Source organism: Pseudoalteromonas sp. NS-SX12 (assembly GCF_057367955.1).
Genome location: NZ_CM170634.1, coordinates 2,577,409 through 2,600,828 on the forward strand (window position 1 = coordinate 2,577,409; position 23,420 = coordinate 2,600,828).

Below are 23,420 nucleotides of genomic sequence, written 5' to 3' on the forward strand. Positions count from 1 at the left end.
TTGTGAATAAAAAAGCCGCAGGTTATTAACCTGCGGCTTTATCGCTAATTATTCTTAAATTAGAACTTAACGTTTACACCAGCGAAGAAACGACGACCAAGTACATCGTACGTGTACGGGTCAGTGTTTGAATCGTTGTTACCTGTGTAGTAAGGCGCTTGCTTATCAAATAAGTTGTTTACGCCAGCTTGTAATGACACAGTGTCATTAAGCATGTAAGAACCGCTGATGTCGTGGTACACCACAGTACCAACACTTGGTACTAAACATTTTGCGTCTGCTTTTTGACACGAGTAGTCGTCAACACCATCGATCATACGCGCTTCGTACTGTGCATCCCAGTTGTCGCCAGACACTTTAAGGTTTAAGTTAGTTTTTAGCTCTGCGTAGCTACCTAAACCTGAAGTGATAAGGCCTGCGTAATCTACGCTGCCTGCGCCTGCCGATTCAACTGTGTATTCGTCTAGAATGGTTACATCTAGACCTGTACGCCAAGCTAAACCAAGTGCGTCGAATGTATACTTGAAGTTTACATCGTAACCTTTAGTGTGCTCAGTACCAATGTTTTTAAGTTGGTTGTTAAACGTTACACGACGTGTTTTGTCGTTATATTTAACAGATGCGAACTGACATAGTGCTAAATCGTTATTAACGTTTTGACCTGTCGCATCAAGACATGTTTCAACAATGTATTGCTCGTTTTCACGTGCGATTGCGTTTTCAATTTCGATATCGAAGTAATCAACCGTCATTGAGAAACCGTCTAACCAAGATGGCGCATATACAAAACCAGCTGTTAGTGTGTCAGCTTGTTCTGGTGTTAGGTTTTCGTTACCGCCAACCGTTACTTCAGCTTGCTTTTGAGCATATGGTAAATCAATTTGCTCGAATGACGGACCTTGACCTGCATATAGTTCGTTAACTGTTGGTGCACGGAAAGCTGTTGAACGTACTGCACGAGCCATAAACTCATCATTTACACGCCATGTTAAACCTAGCTTCCACGTTTCGTCAGAACCGAATGTGCTGTAATCGAATGCACGTACTGCTGCACTTAAATCAACCATTTCTGCAAACGGTGCGTCAGCTAGAAGTGGTACTGCTAATTCAACGTAAGCTTCATTTACGTCAAAACGGCCGCCTGTAGGATCAACACGAGGGTCGTTAGCTAAACCTTGTGATGTAAGTGAATCTGGCACATACCATGCTTTTTCTTCACGGTGCTCGATACCTGCAGCAAAACCTACGTAACCTGCTGGTAATTCCATTACTTCGCCGTTTAAACCAGCTGAAAGAACTAATAACTGGCTACCACCTGAGTTGTTTTCAGTGTAGTTGTAAGGCTTTAAGTTCTCTTTTGACCAGTCACCTTGATCTAGTGGGTTGAATTCTTGCTTGCTGATAGCGTCTTGAATTGAGCCCATGTTTAGTAAGTTTGTAGCGCGGTCAACTGAGTCGTTACGACCGAATACAACTGACGTATCCCAGCCCCAACCGTTATCGAATTCACCGTTTAAGCCAATTACTGCGCGAACTGTATCAACAACTTGCTCGTAACCACGAGGACCAACGTCAGTCATACGACGACCGTAAGAGATCTCCTCACCATCAACTACACCGTGAGATAATAGTGAATCGCCCATTGCGTCAGCATCGTATTTAAAATCAAACCATACTGGCTGTGGTGCCATTTGCTGATCTGACCAACGCTTTGAGTAAGTGAATTCAGTTACTAAACGTGTATCGTCAGTTAGGTCAAAGTTACCAACACCCGTTAGGTTTAAACGACGCATTGGCGTATATAAATAGCTCGCCTGAGAGAAGTTATATGCATCGTTTTCAGTTACATAGTCATGCCAGCTGCCGTCTGCGTTACCTTGAAGGTCAGCAGTGTCACCCCATACGCGACCAAACGGTGAGTAAGGAGAACCACCACAGTAGAAGCTACCATTTTCGAAATCTTCTTCAATTGGACAATCAGAGAAATCGCGGTCTGCTTGAGACGCATCGCCACGGTCTGTGTATTGTAAGCCAATTACCACGTTACCGCGGTCAAAGCTTGAACCCATTGTGATATCAAATGATGTTTCGTCTGCATCGCCCTCGCCGCTAATCGCGCCGTTAAGGTTCATATCTAGACCTTCGAAATCATCTTTTAAGATAATGTTTACAACACCCGCTACTGCGTCAGTACCGTATACTGCTGAAGCACCATCTTTTAGTACTTCAACCTGTTTGATCATTGACACTGGGATTGTGTTTAAATCAACGGTTGATGCAGCACCTGTACCTGAGTTGATCATACGACGACCATTAACAAGTACTAATGTACGTTGTGCACCTAAACCGCGTAAATCAACACGCGCATTACCACCAGAGCCATTGTTTACTGCTGGGTTAGTCATTGCACCGCTTGCAGCAGTCATTTTTTGTAAAACGGCATCAATTGACGCTGCGCCAGAGGCACGAATTTCATCAGCACCAATCACTGTTACCGGGCTTGCTGTTTCCATATCAGTACGTTTGATGCGTGAACCTGTTACTTCGATACGTTCTACAGCACTTGCTGACGTTTCTTCAGCTGCTACAGCATTATGAGCAGAGAATAGTGGAACTGCTGCGGCAATCGCTAAGCCCAATTTAGTTTTATTCATAATAAACCTTTATTAGTTGTCTAACCCTTTAGTTGAAAGCACTTCAACTAAGTGAATAACTTGTTGCATTACCCACTTTCAGATACAGATTGTTGTTCCTAAATTGACGCTAGAAACATGGCTTCGGATATAAAACCAGGGAGAAATCTGAAAACGGATGCAGCAAACTAGGCTTGTGAAAATGAATGAAAACTGAATGCGAGTTCAGCTTTTGTTCAGGCATAAAAAACGGCGCTTAGGATGCGCCGTTTGTTACGATTAGATTAACAGAAATAACATCTGTACCGCTTATTTATCAGTATGTTACACACTAATAACGCGCTTTTATTGATACTCGTTTTCGTGCGTTACCAGATGTAATCAATTGTAACCAAGCTACATCTGTAGACGCTCAGTTAAGCATTTGTTACGACAAAGTTGAGAGTTGCTGTTTTTTCACGCTGGCTTGAAACATCAAGGTAACGTAGCTGAATTTGCCACACCATTTCGCGCTTACTACATACCCCAACCATGCCCATGGCGTGATAAGTTGAGCCATCTTTTTGCGAAAAGAATAATGGGATTTTTCCCATATACATATTTACCCCCTCAATATGCGCGTCGATGATTTCAATTTTATTACGTGGGGTAAAAACAATCTCAAACTCGGTTTCTGGTTTGACGGTTTGTTCATTAATTTTGAGCTCAGAAGAATTTATGTGTTGCTCTTTGCTCGATGCTTTTTGTGAACGACTAAACTCACCACAGCTTGTTAAAATGAGTGCTGTAAAAATGATGGTTAAAATGCGCATTAATTTCTCTTCAATAACGGGCGTTTGTAAGATGGCCGCGAATTTAGACTAAATTTGCACAAAAATAAATCACCCTCACCGAGAATATTTGATTGAGGTCATAATTTTGGGCAAATGCGCTATCTTTTTAAAAGCAAAAATTTTATTATTTCTCATGCAAAAAAAGAGTTTTACTGGGTTTGTTTTCTTGCCAGCTTAATCTTTGACTTTAGTCGTACAAAAAAGTTCGAGTTAGTAAGGTAACGAATTTGGTAAATATTTTAGAGGCCCCATTTCTTTAATTAGAACTGGGAAATTCATTTCTTATTGCAATTTATTGCAGCGGAAACCGGAAAATGAGCCAAACAACAGTAGCATCACAAACAGAATACAACTATAAAGTTGTACGCCAATTCGCCATTATGACGGTGATTTGGGGCATTGTTGGCATGGGTGCCGGAGTTTTCATCGCAGCTCAGCTAGTATGGCCTGCGTTAAACTTTGACATTCCATGGTTAACTTACTCTCGACTTCGTCCGTTACATACGAACGCAGTTATTTTCGCATTTGGTACAAGTGCACTATTTGCAACGTCTTACTACGTTGTACAACGTACCTGTCAAACGCGTTTATTCTCAGACAAGCTTGCATCATTTACCTTTTGGGGTTGGCAACTTGTTATTGTATTAGCAGCAATTACACTGCCTCTTGGTTTCACAAGTGGTAAAGAGTACGCTGAGCTAGAGTGGCCAATCGACATCCTAATTACGGTTGTTTGGGTTGCTTATGCGGTTGTATTCTTTGGTACCTTAATCAAGCGTAAAGTGTCGCATATTTATGTTGCTAACTGGTTCTATGGTGGTTTCATTATCACTGTTGCTGTTTTACACATTGTAAACAGCATGGCAATTCCAGTTTCTCTGACTAAGTCGTACTCAATCTACGCGGGCGCAGTAGATGCCATGGTGCAATGGTGGTACGGTCACAACGCAGTAGGTTTCCTACTGACAGCTGGTTTCCTAGGTATGATGTACTACTTCGTTCCTAAGCAAGCTGGTCGTCCAGTTTACTCTTACCGTTTATCGGTAGTTCACTTCTGGGCACTAATTTCTCTTTATATTTGGGCGGGTCCTCACCACCTACACTACACTGCTCTACCTGACTGGACTCAGTCTTTAGGTATGGTAATGTCAGTAATCCTATTTGTGCCATCATGGGGTGGTATGATTAACGGTATCATGACGCTATCTGGCGCATGGCATAAACTTCGCCACGATCCAATTCTTCGTTTCTTAGTTGTTTCACTATCGTTCTACGGTATGTCAACGTTCGAAGGCCCAATGATGGCAATCAAATCTGTAAATGCACTATCTCACTACACTGACTGGACTGTTGGCCACGTACACTCAGGTGCATTAGGTTGGGTTGCAATGGTATCAATCGGTGCGGTTTATCACTTAATCCCTAACCTATTTGGTCAAGCTCGCATGTACAGCACTAAGCTTATCAACACACACTTCTGGTTACACACAGTAGGTGTTGTTCTGTACATCGTTGCAATGTGGATTTCAGGTGTAATGCAAGGTCTAATGTGGCGTGCAGTTAACTCTGACGGTACATTAATGTATAGCTTTGTTCAGTCACTTGAAGCATCGTATCCATTCTACTTCATGCGCTTTGTAGGCGGTGTATTCATCGTTGTTGGTATGCTAATCATGTTATACAACGTTGTTAAAACTGTTGCAGCTGAAAAAGGTGCATTGCAAGCTGAAGCTCAGCCTGCTTAAGGAGTAATGTATGAGCCAGAATAATTCACAAAACAAACACGAGATTGTTGAAAAGAACGTTGGCCTAATGGCTATCCTAACGGTTTTCGCAATCAGCTTTGGTGCACTTGTGGAAATTACACCACTAATGTTCCAAGAAGATACGACAAAACCTGTAGATGGCTTACGTCCGCTAACAGCGTTAGAAATGGAAGGTCGTGATATCTACGTGCGTGAAGGTTGTTACAACTGTCACTCACAAATGATCCGCCCATTCCGTGACGAAGTTGAGCGTTACGGCCACTACTCGGTCGCGGGTGAAAGCGTTTGGGATCACCCATTCCAGTGGGGTTCTAAGCGTACTGGTCCAGATCTAGCTCGCGTAGGTGGTCGTTACTCAGACGATTGGCACTATGCTCACTTGGTAAACCCACGTGATGTAGTTCCAGAGTCAAACATGCCAGGTTACCCTTGGTTAGCGACAAACAAAGTTGACACAACGCATACACTTAAGAAATTACAAGTGTTCCGTGACAATTTTGGTATTAACCAAGAAGCGTATCCAGGTCGTGGTTACGGCAGTGATGAAGAATTACAAGCTGATGTTAAATCTATTGAAGGTAAAACTGAAATGGAAGCGCTTATTGCGTATCTACAGCAGCTTGGTACTCACTTAAAGTAAACCACTATGGATTACGGCACATTCAGAGGCATATTTACTCTGGTATTATTAGTACTTTTTATTGCCATTGTATGGTGGGCTTACAGCAAACGTTCTAAAAAGAACTTTGATGAAGCAGCAAACGCGATTTTCGAAGACGAAAACGTACATAACAATACAGTTGGCGAAAAGGAAAAAAAGGAGTCTGAGAAATGACTACGTTTTGGAGCATTTGGGTTATTGTATTAACCATAGCATGCTTAGCAATCTGCTTCGGACTACTAGTTTGGAACTTAAAGAACTACGTAGGCGTTGAAGAAAATGAAACATGTGGCCACGAGTTCGATGGTATCGAAGAGATAAACAACCCACTACCTAAGTGGTGGACAATTATGTTCTTCGCAACCTTCGTATGGGGCGTTGTATACCTTATCCTTTATCCGGGTATGGGTAACTTTAAAGGTGTTTTAGACTGGACGAGTTCAAACCAAGGTGTTTTGAACATCCAAGAGTCGAAAGACGCTGTAATAGCTAACGCAGACAAACGCGTACAGCTAGATAAAGAAATGGAAGCTGCAGAAGAACGTTTTGGTCCGGTATTCCAGCAATTCGCAAAACAAGATATTAAAGATCTTGCTACTAACGAAGAAGCACTCGAAATCGGTCAACGTTTATTCTCGCAAAACTGTGCACAGTGTCACGGCTCTGATGCACGTGGCGGTCAAGGCTTCCCTAACCTAACGGATAACGATTGGTTATACGGTGGTTCACCTGAAGCTATCAAACAAACACTTCTTCACGGTCGTGTTGCTGCTATGCCAGCGTGGATTGATGCACTTGGTGAAGATGGCGTTAAAGAAGTTACAGCCTATGTACTAAGCCTTTCAGGTCGTACCGTTAACCAAAAAGATGCAGCTGCAGGTCAAACTAAATTTGCAATGTGTGCTGCGTGTCACGGTATGGACGGTAAAGGTAACTACGCGTTTGGTGCACCTAACCTAACAGATAATGTTTGGTTATACGGTGGTTCACAACGTGCGGTTGAAGAAACGCTTCGCAATGGCCGTGCCGGTGTAATGCCAGCGTGGAAAGATATCCTAGGCGAAGATAAAGTACATATCTTAACTGCGTACGTATACAGCTTATCTCAAGATAAGTAATTGATTAGTTAAACTTAACGCGTTATTTAAACTAATTTTAAAATTGCGTTAAGAGTACGAATCTAGATCAAAAAAGCTCCCAATCGGGAGCTTTTTTTTACCCTTTTCACACCACATCAAGTAGAATAACGCCACATTTGATTTAACGATTATTCACTATGTCTACAACCCCTTGGTATAAACAATTTTGGCCTTGGTTTATCATCTTTGTACCAGCGAGTGCCGTTATCGCATGTATTACCCTGCTTTTTTATATGTCTGACAAAGGGCCTTCAATGGTTGTTGACGACTACTACAAAAAAGGTAAAGCAATTAACTTAGAACTCTCTAAGTTTGACCGTGCTAAAGCACTTTACTTGCACGCAGACCTAACCGTTAGTAACGGTGTTGTTACCGTTAATTTCACAAAGGGCGACTCACTTAAGCCGGCTGCACTAAAAGTATCGTTTTATCACACCACATTAAAAGATAAAGACGTTGACTTAATGCTAGCACCTAACGCCAACGGTGCGTATTCAGGCGTTAGCGAAAAATTGCTTGATGCACGCTACACGGTATTTATTGAACCGATTGGCGGCGAATGGAAATTAAAAGAAAACATAAAACTACCTTACGACAGCGCATTTAAGATTAAGCCAGAATATAAGTAACCTATGTCTAAAAATTGTTTTCATTGCTTAGAGCCTATTCCAGCAGGTATTTCATTAAACATTACCTTTGAAAATGACGAAAAGCCGATGTGTTGTTTGGGCTGCCAAGCAGTTGCCGAGGCGATTATTGAACAAGGTATGTCGGATTATTACAAATACCGCACCGACAGCGCAGGTAAAGTTCAAGAACTTGTGCCGGAACAGATTAAAATGTTCCAAAGCTACGATGATGAAGATATTCAGTCAGAATTTCTCACCAAGCAAGGTGATATCGCAGAAATCTTGCTAAGTGTCGAAGGCATTAGTTGCGCGGCATGTGCTTGGCTTATTGAAAAACAGTTACTTAATCTAGGTCACGTGGTGCGTGTTGATGTAAATACATCAACCTATCGCGCCATGGTAAAATGGGATCAGTCCAAACTAAAACTCAGTACCATTATTGAATCATTGGCACGCATTGGTTACCGTGCCTACCCCTTTCAACAAGATCATGAAGAGCAACAAAAGCGACAAACAGCGCAATCCTATGTGCGCAGGTTAGGTGTCGCTGGCCTGATGACCATGCAAGTCATGATGTTCGCTTTTGCCATGTACTTTGGTATGTTCTCAGGCATGGATGAAGGCTTTGAGCAATACTTCCGTTGGATCAGCTTAGTACTTGCCACACCGGTTATTCTCTACTCTGCCCTGCCATTTCTTACGTCTGCGATTCGCGGTTTAAAAGCCAAGCAATTGAATATGGACTTACCGGTATCACTTGCTATTTTTGGCGCGTATGGTGCAAGTTGCTGGGCAACCGTGTTTGAAACCGGCGAAGTGTATTTTGAATCTATCTGCATGTTTACCTTCTTATTATTGTTAGGTAAATATTTAGAATTCCGCGCTCGTTTAAAGGCTTCTGAATTTACTGCCAACTTGCAAAAACTGTTACCGCTTACCGCCCGTTTAGTAAATGATGAAGAAGAAATCATTGCGGCAAAACGTCTTAAATTAAACGACAAAGTGATGATCAAAGCAGGTGAAACAATCCCTGCGGATGGTATTCTAATCGACGGTAAAACGTCTGTTGACGAAGCAATGATGACAGGCGAACACGCCGCCGTTGCTAAAACAGTTGGCGACCAAGTTTATGCCGGCACGGTCAATCACGATGGCGTTATTAGCATTGAAGTTAACCAAATTGGTCAAGACACACTTATTAATCAGATAGTCCGCCTACAACATCAAGCGCTCACTTCGCGCCCTAAAATCGCAGAAATTACCGATAAAGTGGCGCAATGGTTTGTGGCATGTTTACTTGTATTTGCATCGATTACCGCTTTTTCGTGGTACCACATCGAACCAGAACATGCGTTTTGGGTGACCATCGCAGTACTGGTAGCTACCTGTCCATGTGCACTGAGTTTAGCTATTCCCACAGCGCTTACCTGTGCTGTTGCCAAACTCACCCAGCAAGGGGTACTTATTAAACGCTCCCACGTGCTCGAAACTTTAACTAAGGTTACTGATATTGCGTTTGATAAAACGGGTACGTTAACCGAAGGTAAATTCACCTTACTTGATACCAAATTGTATGATGACAGCGTGTCATTAGAACAGGTTTACGCGCTAGCAAAAACCTTGGAAACCTATTCAGAGCACCCTATTAGTAAAGCTTTTACCGAATTAGATGTGTCACCTGTCGCAATTAGTGATGTTGAAATTGAAACAGGAAAAGGTATCTCTGCAGTATTTCAACAGCAAACTGTTGCAATCGGTAAAGCAAACTGGCATTGCCAAGTTGCAGATACAACGCACGACGTGTTTTTATACCTAAACGAGCGCGTGATCGCGGGCTTTAAATTGCAGGATAAAATTCGCGACCATGCGGCAGATACCTTAAGTGCACTTAAAGCTAATAATTTGCAGCTGCAAGTTTTAACGGGCGACCCTTCGCTTGCAGGTAAACAACTAGTATCAAGCTTAGGTATTGATCATGTAAAAACAGGTTGTAGCCCAAGCGATAAACAAAAAGAGGTTGAGCAACTTTCGCATCAAGGCAAAATTGTTGCTATGGTCGGTGATGGCGTGAATGACAGCCCGGTATTTAATAGTGCGCATTTATCAATTGCGATGGCATCGGGTGCAGATATATCAAAAAACACCGCCGATGTTGTTTTGCTAAACAGCGAACTTAAAGGCATCAGTCGATTATTTAATACCGCTAAATTAACTCGCCGAGTGATAAAGCAAAACCTTGCTATTTCGCTATGTTACAATGGCTCTATATTACCACTTGCGGCAATGGGCATGGTACCACCATGGGTTGCTGTTATCGGTATGTCGGCAAGTTCACTAATTGTAATCGGTAATTCATTACGTTTACTTAAATAAAGGGGCACGTAACAGTGAGCATTATTTATGTATTAATTCCCATCGCTATTTTGTTGGTAATTGTCGCAATTGGCGTGTTCTTTTGGGCTGTTCGCAGTGAGCAGTTTAATAATCTTGATAAACAAGCACACAGCATATTATTCGAAGACGATAAAGAGCAGCACAACAAAAGTAATGACAACTAGTCACTTAATATCAGCGCTTGTTATGGGGTTGTTAGGCAGCGGACACTGCTTAGCAATGTGTGGCGGTGTTGCGTCATCATTAACGCTCGCCATTAAAGACAAAGCACAAATTAAGCGCTATACCCTAATCTATAATTTAGGCCGCGTACTAAGCTATTGCACCGCCGGTGCACTGGCCGCTGGCATCAGTCAGCAGTTTGCTTCGCAATCAACCACATTTTCACATGCTTTATCAATATTAAGCGGTGTGTTTATGATTTTGGTTGGACTTTATATTATGCGCCTTACGTTTTCGCTTAATTGGATTGAAAGTTTTGGTAAAATCGCTATCTGGCAACATTTAGTTAAACTAAACAAACGCTTATTACCGATTAACACAAAATCAAAAGCACTTGCGTATGGTATGTTGTGGGGCTGGTTGCCTTGTGGCTTAGTCTATTCTGCCCTGCTTTTTGCTATATCAACCCAATCAGCAGTGCAAGGTGCAGCCTTTATGTTGTTGTTTGCCATTGGCACGTTACCCGCCATGGTTGGACTGGCATTTGCGGCAGAAAAATTTAAGCAAATACTTAATCATACGATGATGCGTATGGTGTTTGGTAACATCTTCATTTTCTACGGTTTATACCTTTTGATAATTGCGTTACTATAAGGTTTTAGTATAAATTATTCTGGTATTTCCTTTTCTCTAGGTGTGTCATGGAATTGAACAAAAAATCAGTATCGAAAAACTGCGCGATTAAGTGTCAGGATTGTAGTATCAGTCAGCTGTGTATTCCGGTTTCTCTTAACGCGGAAGAAATGGGCAAGTTAGATGACATCATCGAGCGAAAGAAACCGCTTCATAAAGGTGATTACTTATTTGAAGCCGGACAACCACTTCGTTCTATTTACGCCGTGCGTTCAGGCTCGTTTAAATCATATACCTTAACTGAAAGTGGCGAAGAGCAAATCACAGGCTTTCATTTAGCGGGCGACATTGTTGGCTTTGATGGCATTAGTACGATGAGCCATAAAAGCTACGCACAAGCGATGGAAACAGCCATGGTATGTGAAATTCCATTCACCACATTAGATGACCTTTCAGGTAAATTGCCTAAATTACGTCACCAAGTGATGCGTATGATGAGCAATGAGATCAATTACGACCAAGAAATGTTACTGATGCTGAACAAAAAGACTGCTGAAGAGCGTTTAGCAGCGTTTTTAGCGAATCTTTCTACCCGTTTTGGTGAGCGTGGTTTTAGTAAAAAAGAATTCCGTTTAACCATGACCCGTGGTGAAATTGGTAATTACCTTGGCCTAACCGTTGAAACTATCAGCCGTTTATTAAGCCGCTTCCAAAAAGCCGAGATCATCAAAGTTGAAGGTAAGTTCATTACCATTTTAGATGCTGACGAATTATTCAAAGTCGCTTCTATTAAGTCTTGATCTAAAACAAAATAATCTATTAGAAACCTTTCAAATTAGTATAGATCCAGTACACTGAATTTATAATTTGGGAGGTTTTTATGAATACCATCAAAAAAATTCTTGCGGTTATCGACCCAAGTAAAGATAAGCAAATCGCGCTAAACCGCTCATTCGAGTTGGCAAGGAAGTCCGGCGCTCAAATTACTGCCTTTTTGTCTATTTACGACTTTTCATATGAAATGACAACTATGCTCAGTCGTGAAGAGCGCGATGCGATGCGCGACGCGGTTATCAACGACAGAAAAGAATGGATCACATCTTTAATTAACCAGCATGGCGGTGACATAAAAGTGGATTGCCAAGTGGTTTGGCATAACCGCCCTTTCGAATCCATTATTGAAGCGGTGCTTGAGCAAAGCTACGACATGGTTGTAAAAGGCACGCATCAGCATGATACGCTTAAATCGGTTATTTTCACGCCTACCGACTGGCACCTAATTCGAAAATGCCCAGTGCCTTTGTTACTTGTAAAAGAGCATGATTGGCCAGCAGGCGGACAAATTTTAGCTGCAGTTAATGCATCAAGCGAAGAAGAAACCCATCAAGCGCTTAACCATACAATTATGAAAGAAGCCGCTTATCTGGCTGATTTAATTGACGGTAATCTTAACTTAGTCAATGCCTATCCAGGTACGCCGGTTAATATTGCAATTGAAATTCCAGAATTCGACGCAGGTCAATACGCGGAGTCAGTAAAAGCACACCATGTTGCAACTACCCATAAGCTTGCAGAGCAATATCAAGTCGAGCCAAGTCATTGCTATATTAACGAAGGCTTACCTGAAGATGTACTGCCACAAGTAGCAAACCAATTAGATGCAGAACTGGTTGTTATGGGCACCGTTGGGCGCACTGGCATTAGTGCAGCACTAATTGGTAACACCGCTGAACATGTAATTGATAGTTTAAATTGCGATGTATTAGCCTTAAAACCACAAGGTTATAAAAGCCCTTTAGATAAGTCTTAACCTCGTTAATATTTTCACCTATAATACGCCCCTTTATTTGTTCTAGGGGCGTATTTGTATGTCGCATTCAGCAGAAGCTAAAGCGAAATATAACCTTAATAAGTTACAGAAACGACTTCGTCGTTTTACTGGTCAAGCAATTGCAGACTTCAATATGATTGAAGAAGGCGACCGTATAATGGTGTGCTTATCAGGCGGTAAAGACAGCTATACGCTGCTTGATATTTTGCAAAACTTGCAACGCTCTGCGCCGGTTAACTTTGAGCTGTTTGCAATCAACCTAGATCAAAAGCAACCTGGTTTCCCTGAGCACATTTTACCTGAGTACCTCGAGTCTCTGGGTATTGAGTATAAAATCGTCGAAGAAGATACCTACAGCATCGTAAAAGATAAAATTCCTGAAGGTAAAACCACCTGCTCACTGTGTTCACGCTTGCGTCGCGGTATTTTATACCGTACAGCAAAAGAAATGGGCGCAACTAAAATCGCACTCGGTCACCACCGTGATGACATGATTGAAACCATGTTCTTAAATATGTTTTATGGTGGCAAATTGAAAGGCATGCCAGCAAAGCTATTAAGCGATGATGGTCAGCACATGGTTATTCGCCCACTTGCCTACTGTAAAGAAAAAGACATTGTAAAATACGCTGAAGCCAAAGAATTTCCAATTATTCCGTGTAACTTATGTGGTTCGCAAGAAAACTTGCAACGTAAGCACATTAAAGCAATGTTAAATGAATGGGATAAAACCCACCCAGGCCGTGTAGAAACTATTTTTACATCAATGCAAAACGTGGTGCCATCGCATTTAGCGGACCCATCAATCTTTAATTTTGCTGAGTTAAATAAAGATTCGCAGATTGATGAAGGTGATATCGCCCTTGATAAACCTGATGTACCTGCGGTACCTGTTGGGTTAGAAATTGACGAACAAGACGTGAACGTTATACAACTCTAATCAATTTGCTACTTATCTCTTTATAAAAGGAAGCGTCGGCTTCCTTTTTTCTTTTTCATATCAAACAACTGTTTAATTTAATACTGTTTTTTACTAGTATTGGCTTATCAGCCCTCAATATGGCTCGCGTTACTATGTCTAAAAAAATTGCGTTAATTACTTCTGGCGGCGATGCGCCCGGCATGAATGCCGCAATCCGCGCCGTAACACTGCAAGCTGAGAAATATCAGTATCAGGTACTTGGATTTATTGGCGGTTATAACGGGTTAATTGACAACCATTTTATTACCCTTGATTGCCATAAAGTCGACGATATTATTCGTAAAGGCGGTACCATTTTAAAGTCAGCACGCTGCCCTGAAATGCTTGACAGTAGTGGTCCAAAACGCGTGGTTGAGACATTAGAAAACAATAACATCGACTCATTAATTGTGATTGGTGGTGATGGCAGTTTTAAAGGCTGTTTAGCTATTAGCGAACTGTGGCAAGGTAATATCATCGGTATTCCAGGCACCATAGATAACGATATTAACGGCACAGATCAAACAATCGGGTTTTGGACCGCGGTAGAAACCGCGCTCGACAGCATAGATAAAATTCGCGATACCGCTAACGCGTTTGAGCGTATTTTTATTGTTGAGGTAATGGGCCGAAACTGTGGCTTTTTAGCGGTTGAGTCCGCCATAGGTTCTGGTGCGGAACATATTGTTTGCAAAGAAATTATTGAAGATGAAGTTCAGTTTATTGATAACCTACTCGTCAACATCAATAAAGCCATTCGCAACCATCGTACCGATAGCTACATTATTGTTATGGCGGAAAATTCGCTTAGCTTTAGTGCTCATGACTTGAGTAAGAAAATCGAACGCTACACCGGTGTAGACAGCAAAGCAGCGATTTTAGGGTATATTCAACGCGGCGGCAGTCCGGTTGCGCCTGACAGAGTACTCGCAACTCAGCTAGGTGTCGCGGCGGTTGAAGCAATAAAAGAGAATAAAAGCAATATTATGGTTGGCATGCTAAATAATACGGCCACCGAAACTGCCTTTAGCGCCACCAGTTATAGCAATACGTATAATCAGAAAATTATCAGACGTCTTAACCAGTTGAACTTTAATTTAGATTAAAACCGATTAGCTTTGGCCTACCAAGCCCCTTTTACCGCGCCCAGCAAACACGTTAATTGCTGCTGGGTGACAAGGCTTATTACTTAGTTAAACTGCCACGCACTGCCTCTAGTAAGGTGCTTGCGATACGCTCACTCTCAACAGGCATAAATTTACCTGTTACTGAGTAACCTTCAACAAAAGAAGCAAGCAGTGCTGCTGATGTTTTAAGCGTGCAATCATCACTGCTTAGCGGCCTTAACACATCGCATATAACTGTAAACACCGTTTCATAGTAGCGGCGTAAATATTCATTTATATCGTCATTTCGTGTTGAAATCGCCCAATACTCTCTGAATATTCGACACATATCCGATACTTCTCGAGCATAATTAAGCTGAGATGTAATTAACAAATGTAACTGCTCAAAGCTCTCAAGCGGAGTTTGTTGCTTTAACTGTGTTACGCAATCATCAAAATATTGATCTGCTATCGCCTGAAGCAAGACATTTTTGTTGGTGTAATAATATTGTACGTTACTAAGCGAGATACCTGCTGAGGTTGCTACTTTGCGCATCGTCAAGCCCATGTCACCTTCTCTTTTTAATAGCTGAGTTGCTACCTGCAATATCTTTTTATTTTTATCGTTTTGTTTAGTCATTAAGGGATATCTACCAACGTTAAAATTTTAAATACACCAACTATTGACATTTTAGGTCGACTGACCAAATATAACAATAGGTCGAATGACCTAATAATTATATAAGGTGAAATATGAAAGGACTTGTCGCTGAAAATAGGCAATTAGTGATTAAACGCGATTTGAACATGCCTCTAGTTGGTGAAGGTGAAGTACTAGTTCAAATTAAAAGCACAACGATTAATTTAATCGATTTAGAGTTTGCGAGAGGTAAGTATGATTTGTTTCTTAAATTCGCAAGAAATAACTACACAGTTAAGACAGGTATCGAGTTTTCAGGTCTAGTGGCAACGGATGGTCACGCATTTAAAAAAGGCGACAGGGTTTTTGGTTACGTCAATCTGCTAAAAAGCGATAAAACCCACCAAGAATTTGTTAGCGTAAACGAGCAATACATTGCAAAAATACCCGCGAATTTGTCGTTTTCACACGCAGCGGCCCTACCGCTTGGTGCACTAACAAGTTATGTTGCGCTTAACGAGTTAGTTAATCTCTCGAGTAACAGCAAAGTGCTTATAATCGGCGCATCAGGCGGACTTGGTGTATATGCAATTCAAATTGCTAAGCGCGCTGGCGCACACGTCACAGCGCTTGCACGTGATGATCATCTGCAATTTTTAAAATCTCTTGGCGCCGATGATGTAATCGACTATCACGCGAACCCTTTAGAATATTTAAAAAGCACGTACGACGTTGTTTTAGATTTATCCAATACAAAATTATATAAACAAGTAAAACACCTGTTAGTGAGTGATGGGGTCTTTATACCTGCTGAGCCTAACAAACACTTCTTAAGTTTTGTTATGAATGCATTTAGAAAGAAAAAAACCAAATACTTGTACGTGGATAAAGGTGATAGCGCAAAATTAACACAGATAGCAAATTGGGTTGCGCAAGGAGAAATCCAAACCTGTGTTGATAGTGAGTTTCTATTCGAAGATTACCAAAGTGCTATCTCACGATTTTTACAAAAAGGGCGACGTGGTCGTGTTGTGCTCAATTTCGAATAATTAGGCAATTAGCAGTTGAGAAATCAAATATAAGAAGCGCAATTAAAATGCCACAGCGAAAATATGGCAATACACCGTGAATAAAGTATCTGTTGCTCAATATGAGCAACAGATACTGCATGCTAGCGATTTATCAACTTAGCTCGCTAAGGCGGCTTTTACTTTATCGCGGTAGCTGCGGCTTACTTTTAATTCTTGACCGTTTTCTAGTACCAGTAAGTATTCGCCACTTACCTGCGTGACTAGCTTGTTGATTTGCTTGCTATTGACAATAGCGCTACGGTGTACGCGCACGAACTCTTTTGGATCAAGTTCGGCTTCCAGCTCTTTCATGGTTTTGCGTAAAATATGTGTTTTACCATCAGCACAGTGTAAACACATGTAGTCGCCTGCGGCGTCAACCCATTGAATACTGCTCACCTGCACACGAACAATCTCACCCTGCTCTTTTACCGCAATGGACTCTGGGAAACGGGTTTCTTCTAGTTTATCGCCAGCAGCAAGCTTTTTAAGAATTTCTTCACAGTTGTTACCCGTAATACCCGCTACAAAGCTAGCAAGTTTACGTTTATGGCTTGTATCTTCTTGTGATTTTAAATATGTTTGCACTTTTTCTACCGCCTTCTTCAATCTGTTGTCGTCTACTGGTTTAAGAAGGTAGTCTAATGCGTGAATTTCAAATGCTTTCACTGCGTATTGATCAAATGCAGTAACAAATACAATTGCAGGGATCCCTAACGCCGATTCAGACAGTTGTTTTACAACTTCTAACCCCGACAACCCTGGCATTTGTATATCTAAAAACATTAGATCTACTTGCTGACGTTTACATTCCGCCAACGCTTCTTCACCGTTTTTACAAAGGCCCACTACTTCAATTTGTGGGAAATCTCTTAACCTTATTGATAACCCCTTTCGTGCGAGAGGTTCGTCATCAACAATAAGTGTTTTTATTGTGTTCATGGTTATCCTTTTTCAAACGGTATACGTATATTTACAACAAGACCTTGCGGCTGATTGTTAGATAATACAAATGAATAGTTATGTTCGTAAAGCGTCTTTAAGCGATCTTGCGTATTTGCAAGTCCGACGCCTGAACTTTTCACTAATTCACCCTCACTGATATCCGTACCAGGACCGTTATCGGATACTTCTAATAATAATTCGTTAGCAAACACCTGTGCCTTAATTGCTATCGCCCCACCACTTTCTAAATTGGCAATGGCGTACTTAATTGAGTTTTCGATCAAGGGCTGCAAAATCATACTGGGTACCAGCGCATGTTTTGCTTCTTCGCTTACATCAATTTCAATGCTTAAGCGGTCGTCAAAGCGTACTTTTTCAATATCAAGGTATAGCCCCAAAACATGTAGTTCTTGTTCAAACGGCACGCGTTTGATGGGATCGGTGTTTAAGGTATAACGTAAAAACTCACTTAACTTAGAGACCATTTGGTTAGCGTTTTTATTCTCTTCTACCAAAATCAACGTCGAAATTGCGTTAAGCGTATTAAATAAGAAATGTGGATTAAGTTGATAACGCAACATTTTTAATTGCGCTTCATGTGCCATGGTATTGGCTTTTAACGCCTTTTGCTTTTCGCCTTGCAGTAGTTGATAGTATTTAATACCAAAATACAAACCACTCCAACACAGCACAATGTAAACTGAATCTAAGCCTTGTTTGAAATAGTAAAACCATTCGTCGGGGCGATAGCCGTGACGATAAATTTCCCACAAGTTAAATTTTTGAATAACTGACCAAGATGTACCGACAATATAGGAGGCGACAAATACCACAAAAATCAAAAATAGCGGCTTGGCATTCCAAATCTTACGATATAAATAACGCAGAGGGATCGTTAACAAGCATCCTGCATAGGCATTTAGCACGATAACAAATACGTAGATGTCGCGCATTTCGAAAACGCGTGAGCCAATATAGTTTACTAGGGCATAACCAACCCAGCCGGCTATTTGTAATACCCAAAAAAACTTTTGTCTGTCTTCTACTAGTCTTTGCCAGTTCAAAATTCTTAAATTCATGTATCCTTGGTATCTCTTATTATAAGAATGTGGGCCAGAAAGGCACTGACAGCTACCTTGCTTTCCATGCAACTCATCGCAAGGCAGTTGCAATTTGCCATAAAAAAAGCTGGCAGAAGCCAGCTTTCAATTGTTAAGTGATTATAAATTAACCTAATTTATCAGACGCAACTTTATAGGTTGGATCTTCAATTACGTTAACTTCAACTAAGTCTTTTGCGCGAGACAATAACTTCTGACAGTCTTTAGAAACATGACGCAAGTGTAGTTTTTTACCTTGTTTAGTGTAACGTTCAGCAAGACTATCAATTGCTTCAATGGCGCTGTGATCGGCAACACGACTGTGTTTAAACTCAACAATCACATCCGCTGGGTCATTTTTAACATCAAATAGCTCTAAGAAGTTTTTAACTGAGCCAAAGAATACCGGACCGTGTAATTCATATACTTTTGAGCCGTTTTCATCGATGTAAGACGTCGTGTAAATATGTTTCGCGTGCTCCCAAGCAAACACTAACGCAGACACAATAACACCTACACATACCGCTACAGCAAGATCGGTTACTACCGTAACACCCGATACTAACACAATCACAAACGCGTCTGTCTTAGGCACCTTTTTCATAATACGGAAACTTGACCACTCAAATGTGCCAAGTACTACCATAAACATTACGCCTACAAGCGCTGCAAGCGGGATCATTTCAATTAGGCTGGCTGCAAACAAAATAAACATCAGTAGCATAACAGCTGCTGTAATACCTGAAAGACGTGAGCGACCGCCTGAGTTAATGTTGATCATTGACTGACCAATCATCGCACAGCCCCCCATCGCACCAAAGAAACCACATGTTACGTTTGCAGCACCTTGGCCAATACATTCTTGGTTACCGTTACCACGTGTTTCAGTAATTTCGTCAATTAAGGTCAGCGTTAATAACGACTCAATTAGACCAATTGCCGCAAGTACTAAGGCATACGGTAAAATAATCCACAGGGTTTCAAGTGTCATAGGTACGTTCGGAATATGGAATTCAGGTAAGCCGCCTGCCATCGTCGCGTTTACGTCACCTGTCATATCTTTTAAGAAATCAACAACTGTACGTGCTTCTAAATCTAAACCAATCACCAAACCAGTTACTACAACAATTGCCGCAAGTGATGAAGGAATTGCAGATGTGAGTTTTGGTAAGAAATGAATAATCGCCATGGTTAACGCAACAAGGCCTGCCATGATAAACATTGGCTCGCCTGTCATCCATTGCATTTCACCATTTGCATCAGGCGCTTTAAATTGCCCTAGCTGCGCTAAGAAAATAACAATAGCCAAACCATTAACAAACCCGAGCATTACTGGGTGCGGTACCATACGGATAAATTTACCAAGCTTTAGCACACCTGCTAAGATCTGCAAAATACCCATCAAGAGTACGGTTGCAAATAAATACTCTACACCGTGGGTGACAACTAGACTCACCATAACCACAGCAAGCGCGCCTGTTGCACCTGAAATCATACCTGGGCGACCACCAAATACAGCAGTAATTAGACCAACAATAAATGCTGCATACAAGCCAACCAAAGGTTCTACGTGCGCAACAAATGCGAAAGCCACCGCTTCTGGCACAAGGGCTAGTGCGACGGTTAAACCAGACAGAATATCGTTCTTTGCCGATTTAGGGGCTCTAGATAATAAGTTAAACATGGATCTCCCATTGAGTAGCACAACATTGAGCAAAACTTGCTGTAATGCGTTTATTTTAGTCTATTTTGAGGGCGCGAAGTTTAGCAGAATCGACGATTTATAACAATTTATTAAATTTCACAAAAAAACCGCCTAAAGGCGGTTTAAATATAAATATTGTTATCTGTGAGCCCCGTTGGAGTGCTCAATAACTCGAAATTATAGCGGCAACGAAGTTGAGCGTTTTACGCAGGTCATGGTTACGTTCGAGTGTACTTCTTGAACGTAATCTAAACTTAATAATTTATCACGCACAAACTGCTCATAGCCTTCAATGCCTTTTGAAATAATACGAAGCATAAAGTCCATAGTGCCTGCCATGGTGTAACACTCAGTTACTTCATCATAGCTTTGAATAAGTTCTTCAAATTCAGCTAGTTGTGCGCGGCCATGGCTAGACAGGCGCACATGCGCGTAAACCAACATATCAAAACCGAGTTTTTTCGGCTCTAAAATCGCTACCTTGCCTTTAATGTATCCTTCTTGTTCTAAACGAGAAATACGACGCCAACAAGGAGACTGTGATAGCCCTACTTTGTCAGCAATCTCTGCCGTTGATAAGCTCGCGTCTTTTTGAATCAATGCGAGTATTTGACGATCTACTTGGTTTAATGACATAGCTTATTCTTAAATTTACTCATTAATGGTTAAATAATACTATACAATAGTCTTTGCGTCTGCTGATTTATTAATAATTTAGCCAAAGCGACCACTGGTAAATGGGTTGGTACGTTTTTCATGACCAACAGTTGTGGTTGGCCCATGACCTGGGTAAACCGTATAATCCTCTGGCAGCGAATAAATCTGTGATTCAATCGACTGCTTTAGCTGCTGTGCATTGCCACCTGGAAAATCAGTGCGCCCTACCGAACCGTTAAACAAAACATCACCAACGAATATCCGTTTAGAGTCATGTTCAATAAAAATAACGTGGCCTGGCGTATGCCCTGGGGTAAAACGCACTTCTAGGGTAATTTCACCAAATGAAAAGGTATCACCGTCCGCTAGCCATGTATTAGGGGTAAACACCTCAGCAAGCGGAAAGTTAAACATTTCACTTTGTCGTGGCAATGTATCTAGCCAAAACTTATCGCCTAAATGAGGACCGACAATATCCACATCGTAGGTTTCGGCCAATTGCTTCGCAGCACCAACATGATCTAAATGACCATGTGTTAATAAAATCGCTTTTAGTGAGGCATTTGTACTATTAATTGCCGCAATTAACTTTTCAATATCCCCCCCGGGATCAATAATCGCAGCGTGTTTAGTTGTTTGACACACTAATAAATTAGCATTTTGTGCAAACGGCGTAACAGGATTTGTAAAAACGTCTAACATAATCACTCATACTCAATTAAAACGGGGTAATTTAAGTACCCGCCATCGTAAAATGGGGTTTTGCTGTACAGCCACGCTAAACGTTTTTGCGCACTGTTTTTAAACTCACTATCGCTGTCTAGCTTTTCGTCAAACGCACGCTTCAACGCTGGGTCATTTGCTAGCATTTTTTCTGCAAACGGCAATAACGCATAGTTTTCTGAATATTCAGTGCGTTGAAAGATACTATTAAAAAAGCCCCACTTAAAGAACGAGTCTTCCGCTTCCGGTTGCAGTAAATGCACCGCCAATTTACCATTTGGTTGCGCAGTGCTTATTTTGTAATACGTACTTAAATCAACTTTAGCGGCATTTGAATACTCAAATTCGCCGGATACCTGCAATCGGCTTTCAAATGGTGTTGATGCAAAAGTGTGATCGGTAACCGCAATTGCTTTTAAGTTATTTACAACACCATAGGCACGCTCAAGCTTAATACCATGTTGCTGTAATTTAGCTGCGATATTACTCCACGCTTTTGGTAAATAATATGCGGCAGGCACTTTCACTTTTTCAACCACCTCTTTGCGCCAAAAAACCGGTAACCCTTTGTAAATTTTTGCTTTACCGGTGTAACGCACTTCTTGTTGAGCGCTTAATTCGCTGAAATATTTTTCATATTCAATACCCAAAAAATCAATATTTACCGGTACTTTGCTATAACTACGGGTAACGACTAATTCACGCGGCATAAAGTCTTTTTCAATTTTCACAGTGCGACGTAACTTGCTCAAATTATTTGAAACGGCATCAATAACACCATCTAAAAACACATAAGTGCCAAGTACACGTTGTTTGTATGGTTTTAATGAATGATTTTCTAATAAAATGGTTGGCAAATTAGTAATATCACCCCAGCCATTAGAATAGCGCGGCGTGGCAACCCAACCTGCTAGACCTTCGCTCATTTCACGCTTATTCATAACAAACACCAGTGGACCTGGGATATGGCCAAAACGTGACAGCTTAGCGTCAATTACCGGATTGATCTTTTCTGTAATAAACTGCGCAATTTTTGGTGAGTCTGAAGCGAAACTAGGCGTTGAACCATAGGTAATATCATACTGATAATCCGCTCCGTCGGTTACATGCATATCAACATACATATCCGGTTGATATTGATTAATCACGCGCATCACCGCCTGAACTCCAGGGGTTTCAAGCTTAGTATAATCTCTGTTTAGGTTTAAATTGCGACCATTAGTGCGAAACCCCATGACCTCAGGGCCACGCTGATTAATGCGGTTAAAGCGGCTCGCATTTTCATGTCCATCGACATTTAAAATCGGAATAAACAGTAAATTTACGCGTTTTAAAATATCATTTCGCTGCCCTTGAGCAATATCGCGAAGCAACATAAAGGTGGCATCTTTGCCATCTATTTCACCAGAGTGAATACCCGCTTGTAGCAAAATAGTCGCTTTATTCTTATCGATTTGACCTGTTTCACTAGCGATAACCATTTTTATTGGCCGACCCGCGTCACTGGTACCTATAGACTCGATTTTAAACTGCTTACTATTTGCCTCAACCAGTTTATCGAGATACACCATGGTATCGTGATAGTTTGGGGATTCCATACCACCTGAACGTTCAAATTGTGTTGCCAGTGGATTGGTTGGTTGTAATAGGCGTTCACTTTGCCCTTGCCACACGTTAAGTGGCGGTAAGTGGTCAACTGCAGAAAGGCTCGCAGTCAGTAATAAAGCGTTTAAAAACATGCGTGTTATTTCTTTATAATAATTTGGCTTTACGGTAATCAAATTAACTTGAATTTGCAATTGAACGCGTTAAGGTAGGGCCAATTATTCTTT

General features: G+C 41.3%; 22 protein-coding genes. 13 read left to right on the forward strand and 9 right to left on the reverse strand.

What is annotated here, in order from left to right; all coding sequences use genetic code 11:
* Positions 1–59 precede the first annotated feature (59 nt).
* Both AC2IOM_RS11955 and AC2IOM_RS11960 read right to left on the reverse strand, forming a co-directional pair.
* Positions 60–2,654 (reverse strand): TonB-dependent receptor, encoded by a 2,595-nt coding sequence (locus tag AC2IOM_RS11955; protein WP_100913283.1) that lies wholly within the window; start codon positions 2,652–2,654, stop codon positions 60–62.
* 395 nt (positions 2,655–3,049) lie between these two features.
* Positions 3,050–3,445 carry a hypothetical protein gene (locus AC2IOM_RS11960; protein WP_486358494.1) on the reverse strand — a complete coding sequence of 132 codons (396 nt, stop codon included), beginning with the start codon at positions 3,443–3,445 and terminating at the stop codon, positions 3,050–3,052.
* A gap of 335 nt (positions 3,446–3,780) precedes the next feature.
* Here AC2IOM_RS11960 and ccoN point away from each other — a divergent pair, with 335 nt between their 5' ends.
* From ccoN to AC2IOM_RS12020, 12 genes are all read left to right on the forward strand, one after another.
* Positions 3,781–5,211 carry a cytochrome-c oxidase, cbb3-type subunit I gene (ccoN, locus tag AC2IOM_RS11965; protein WP_054980100.1) on the forward strand — a complete coding sequence of 477 codons (1,431 nt, stop codon included), beginning with the start codon at positions 3,781–3,783 and terminating at the stop codon, positions 5,209–5,211.
* 10 nt (positions 5,212–5,221) lie between these two features.
* Positions 5,222–5,872: a cytochrome-c oxidase, cbb3-type subunit II gene (ccoO, locus tag AC2IOM_RS11970; RefSeq protein WP_100913281.1), complete on the forward strand. Its 651-nt coding sequence runs from the start codon at positions 5,222–5,224 to the stop codon at positions 5,870–5,872.
* A 6-nt stretch (positions 5,873–5,878) separates the two neighbouring features.
* On the forward strand, positions 5,879–6,067 hold the full coding sequence (locus AC2IOM_RS11975; RefSeq protein ID WP_010560215.1) for a cbb3-type cytochrome oxidase subunit 3: 189 nt from the start codon (positions 5,879–5,881) through the stop codon (positions 6,065–6,067).
* Complete coding sequence (gene ccoP / locus AC2IOM_RS11980; protein ID WP_100913280.1) at positions 6,064–7,011, forward strand: cytochrome-c oxidase, cbb3-type subunit III; 948 nt, start codon at positions 6,064–6,066, stop codon at positions 7,009–7,011. The genes AC2IOM_RS11975 and ccoP overlap by 4 nt, the downstream gene beginning before the upstream one ends.
* A 158-nt stretch (positions 7,012–7,169) precedes the next feature.
* Positions 7,170–7,661 carry a FixH family protein gene (locus AC2IOM_RS11985; RefSeq protein ID WP_100913279.1) on the forward strand — a complete coding sequence of 164 codons (492 nt, stop codon included), beginning with the start codon at positions 7,170–7,172 and terminating at the stop codon, positions 7,659–7,661.
* A gap of 3 nt (positions 7,662–7,664) precedes the next feature.
* On the forward strand, positions 7,665–10,034 hold the full coding sequence (locus AC2IOM_RS11990) for a heavy metal translocating P-type ATPase (RefSeq protein WP_486358495.1): 2,370 nt from the start codon (positions 7,665–7,667) through the stop codon (positions 10,032–10,034).
* 14 nt (positions 10,035–10,048) lie between these two features.
* Positions 10,049–10,219 carry a cbb3-type cytochrome oxidase assembly protein CcoS gene (gene ccoS / locus AC2IOM_RS11995; RefSeq protein ID WP_010560219.1) on the forward strand — a complete coding sequence of 57 codons (171 nt, stop codon included), beginning with the start codon at positions 10,049–10,051 and terminating at the stop codon, positions 10,217–10,219.
* The gene (locus AC2IOM_RS12000; RefSeq protein WP_486358496.1) at positions 10,209–10,871 is read left to right on the forward strand and encodes a sulfite exporter TauE/SafE family protein; all 663 of its coding nucleotides are present in this window, start codon (positions 10,209–10,211) and stop codon (positions 10,869–10,871) included. Before ccoS ends, AC2IOM_RS12000 begins: the two co-directional genes overlap by 11 nt.
* Before the next feature lie 47 nt (positions 10,872–10,918).
* On the forward strand, positions 10,919–11,650 hold the full coding sequence (locus AC2IOM_RS12005; RefSeq protein ID WP_010560221.1) for an FNR family transcription factor: 732 nt from the start codon (positions 10,919–10,921) through the stop codon (positions 11,648–11,650).
* An 80-nt stretch (positions 11,651–11,730) separates the two neighbouring features.
* Positions 11,731–12,660, forward strand: coding sequence for a universal stress protein UspE (gene uspE / locus AC2IOM_RS12010; protein ID WP_486358497.1), 930 nt, complete (start codon positions 11,731–11,733; stop codon positions 12,658–12,660).
* 58 nt (positions 12,661–12,718) lie between these two features.
* Positions 12,719–13,621: a tRNA 2-thiocytidine(32) synthetase TtcA gene (ttcA, locus tag AC2IOM_RS12015; RefSeq protein WP_138629642.1), complete on the forward strand. Its 903-nt coding sequence runs from the start codon at positions 12,719–12,721 to the stop codon at positions 13,619–13,621.
* 134 nt (positions 13,622–13,755) lie between these two features.
* Positions 13,756–14,748, forward strand: a complete 993-nt coding sequence (locus AC2IOM_RS12020; RefSeq protein ID WP_486358498.1) for an ATP-dependent 6-phosphofructokinase — start codon at positions 13,756–13,758, stop codon at positions 14,746–14,748.
* A gap of 79 nt (positions 14,749–14,827) precedes the next feature.
* Here the strand turns inward: AC2IOM_RS12020 and AC2IOM_RS12025 are convergent, their stop codons facing one another.
* Positions 14,828–15,388 carry a TetR/AcrR family transcriptional regulator gene (locus AC2IOM_RS12025; protein ID WP_486358499.1) on the reverse strand — a complete coding sequence of 187 codons (561 nt, stop codon included), beginning with the start codon at positions 15,386–15,388 and terminating at the stop codon, positions 14,828–14,830.
* Between the two features lie 113 nt (positions 15,389–15,501).
* Here AC2IOM_RS12025 and AC2IOM_RS12030 point away from each other — a divergent pair, with 113 nt between their 5' ends.
* Positions 15,502–16,437 carry an NAD(P)-dependent alcohol dehydrogenase gene (locus AC2IOM_RS12030; protein ID WP_486358500.1) on the forward strand — a complete coding sequence of 312 codons (936 nt, stop codon included), beginning with the start codon at positions 15,502–15,504 and terminating at the stop codon, positions 16,435–16,437.
* A 138-nt stretch (positions 16,438–16,575) separates the two neighbouring features.
* Here AC2IOM_RS12030 and AC2IOM_RS12035 read toward each other — a convergent pair whose 3' ends face one another.
* From AC2IOM_RS12035 to AC2IOM_RS12060, 6 genes are all read right to left on the reverse strand, one after another.
* Positions 16,576–17,400, reverse strand: a complete 825-nt coding sequence (locus tag AC2IOM_RS12035; RefSeq protein ID WP_010560227.1) for a LytR/AlgR family response regulator transcription factor — start codon at positions 17,398–17,400, stop codon at positions 16,576–16,578.
* Between the two features lie 2 nt (positions 17,401–17,402).
* Positions 17,403–18,467, reverse strand: coding sequence for a sensor histidine kinase (locus tag AC2IOM_RS12040; RefSeq protein WP_040641592.1), 1,065 nt, complete (start codon positions 18,465–18,467; stop codon positions 17,403–17,405).
* Positions 18,468–18,630: 163 nt separating this feature from the next.
* Complete coding sequence (locus AC2IOM_RS12045) at positions 18,631–20,187, reverse strand: SulP family inorganic anion transporter (protein ID WP_010560229.1); 1,557 nt, start codon at positions 20,185–20,187, stop codon at positions 18,631–18,633.
* Between the two features lie 198 nt (positions 20,188–20,385).
* Positions 20,386–20,844 carry an Lrp/AsnC family transcriptional regulator gene (locus tag AC2IOM_RS12050; protein WP_010560230.1) on the reverse strand — a complete coding sequence of 153 codons (459 nt, stop codon included), beginning with the start codon at positions 20,842–20,844 and terminating at the stop codon, positions 20,386–20,388.
* 78 nt (positions 20,845–20,922) lie between these two features.
* Positions 20,923–21,567 (reverse strand): MBL fold metallo-hydrolase, encoded by a 645-nt coding sequence (locus tag AC2IOM_RS12055; protein ID WP_486358501.1) that lies wholly within the window; start codon positions 21,565–21,567, stop codon positions 20,923–20,925.
* 2 nt (positions 21,568–21,569) lie between these two features.
* A complete protein-coding gene (locus tag AC2IOM_RS12060; RefSeq protein ID WP_486358502.1) occupies positions 21,570–23,327 on the reverse strand; it encodes a M14 family metallopeptidase in 1,758 nt (585 codons plus the stop codon).
* Positions 23,328–23,420 lie beyond the last annotated feature (93 nt).

What these genes read in the sequence shown, in the direction of transcription:
- AC2IOM_RS12060 (WP_486358502.1), bottom strand. Translation starts at nt 23,327, where the DNA reads ATGTTTTTAAACGCTTTATTACTGACTGCGAGCCTTTCTGCAGTTGAC.
- AC2IOM_RS11975 (WP_010560215.1), top strand. Translation starts at nt 5,879, where the DNA reads ATGGATTACGGCACATTCAGAGGCATATTTACTCTGGTATTATTAGTA.
- AC2IOM_RS12005 (WP_010560221.1), top strand. Translation starts at nt 10,919, where the DNA reads ATGGAATTGAACAAAAAATCAGTATCGAAAAACTGCGCGATTAAGTGT.
- uspE (WP_486358497.1), top strand. Translation starts at nt 11,731, where the DNA reads ATGAATACCATCAAAAAAATTCTTGCGGTTATCGACCCAAGTAAAGAT.
- AC2IOM_RS12045 (WP_010560229.1), bottom strand. Translation starts at nt 20,187, where the DNA reads ATGTTTAACTTATTATCTAGAGCCCCTAAATCGGCAAAGAACGATATT.
- AC2IOM_RS12030 (WP_486358500.1), top strand. Translation starts at nt 15,502, where the DNA reads ATGAAAGGACTTGTCGCTGAAAATAGGCAATTAGTGATTAAACGCGAT.
- ccoN (WP_054980100.1), top strand. Translation starts at nt 3,781, where the DNA reads ATGAGCCAAACAACAGTAGCATCACAAACAGAATACAACTATAAAGTT.
- AC2IOM_RS11990 (WP_486358495.1), top strand. Translation starts at nt 7,665, where the DNA reads ATGTCTAAAAATTGTTTTCATTGCTTAGAGCCTATTCCAGCAGGTATT.
- ccoP (WP_100913280.1), top strand. Translation starts at nt 6,064, where the DNA reads ATGACTACGTTTTGGAGCATTTGGGTTATTGTATTAACCATAGCATGC.
- AC2IOM_RS12020 (WP_486358498.1), top strand. Translation starts at nt 13,756, where the DNA reads ATGTCTAAAAAAATTGCGTTAATTACTTCTGGCGGCGATGCGCCCGGC.
- AC2IOM_RS12000 (WP_486358496.1), top strand. Translation starts at nt 10,209, where the DNA reads ATGACAACTAGTCACTTAATATCAGCGCTTGTTATGGGGTTGTTAGGC.
- AC2IOM_RS12025 (WP_486358499.1), bottom strand. Translation starts at nt 15,388, where the DNA reads ATGACTAAACAAAACGATAAAAATAAAAAGATATTGCAGGTAGCAACT.
- ccoO (WP_100913281.1), top strand. Translation starts at nt 5,222, where the DNA reads ATGAGCCAGAATAATTCACAAAACAAACACGAGATTGTTGAAAAGAAC.
- AC2IOM_RS11955 (WP_100913283.1), bottom strand. Translation starts at nt 2,654, where the DNA reads ATGAATAAAACTAAATTGGGCTTAGCGATTGCCGCAGCAGTTCCACTA.
- AC2IOM_RS12050 (WP_010560230.1), bottom strand. Translation starts at nt 20,844, where the DNA reads ATGTCATTAAACCAAGTAGATCGTCAAATACTCGCATTGATTCAAAAA.
- AC2IOM_RS12035 (WP_010560227.1), bottom strand. Translation starts at nt 17,400, where the DNA reads ATGAACACAATAAAAACACTTATTGTTGATGACGAACCTCTCGCACGA.
- AC2IOM_RS11985 (WP_100913279.1), top strand. Translation starts at nt 7,170, where the DNA reads ATGTCTACAACCCCTTGGTATAAACAATTTTGGCCTTGGTTTATCATC.
- AC2IOM_RS11960 (WP_486358494.1), bottom strand. Translation starts at nt 3,445, where the DNA reads ATGCGCATTTTAACCATCATTTTTACAGCACTCATTTTAACAAGCTGT.
- ttcA (WP_138629642.1), top strand. Translation starts at nt 12,719, where the DNA reads ATGTCGCATTCAGCAGAAGCTAAAGCGAAATATAACCTTAATAAGTTA.
- AC2IOM_RS12055 (WP_486358501.1), bottom strand. Translation starts at nt 21,567, where the DNA reads ATGTTAGACGTTTTTACAAATCCTGTTACGCCGTTTGCACAAAATGCT.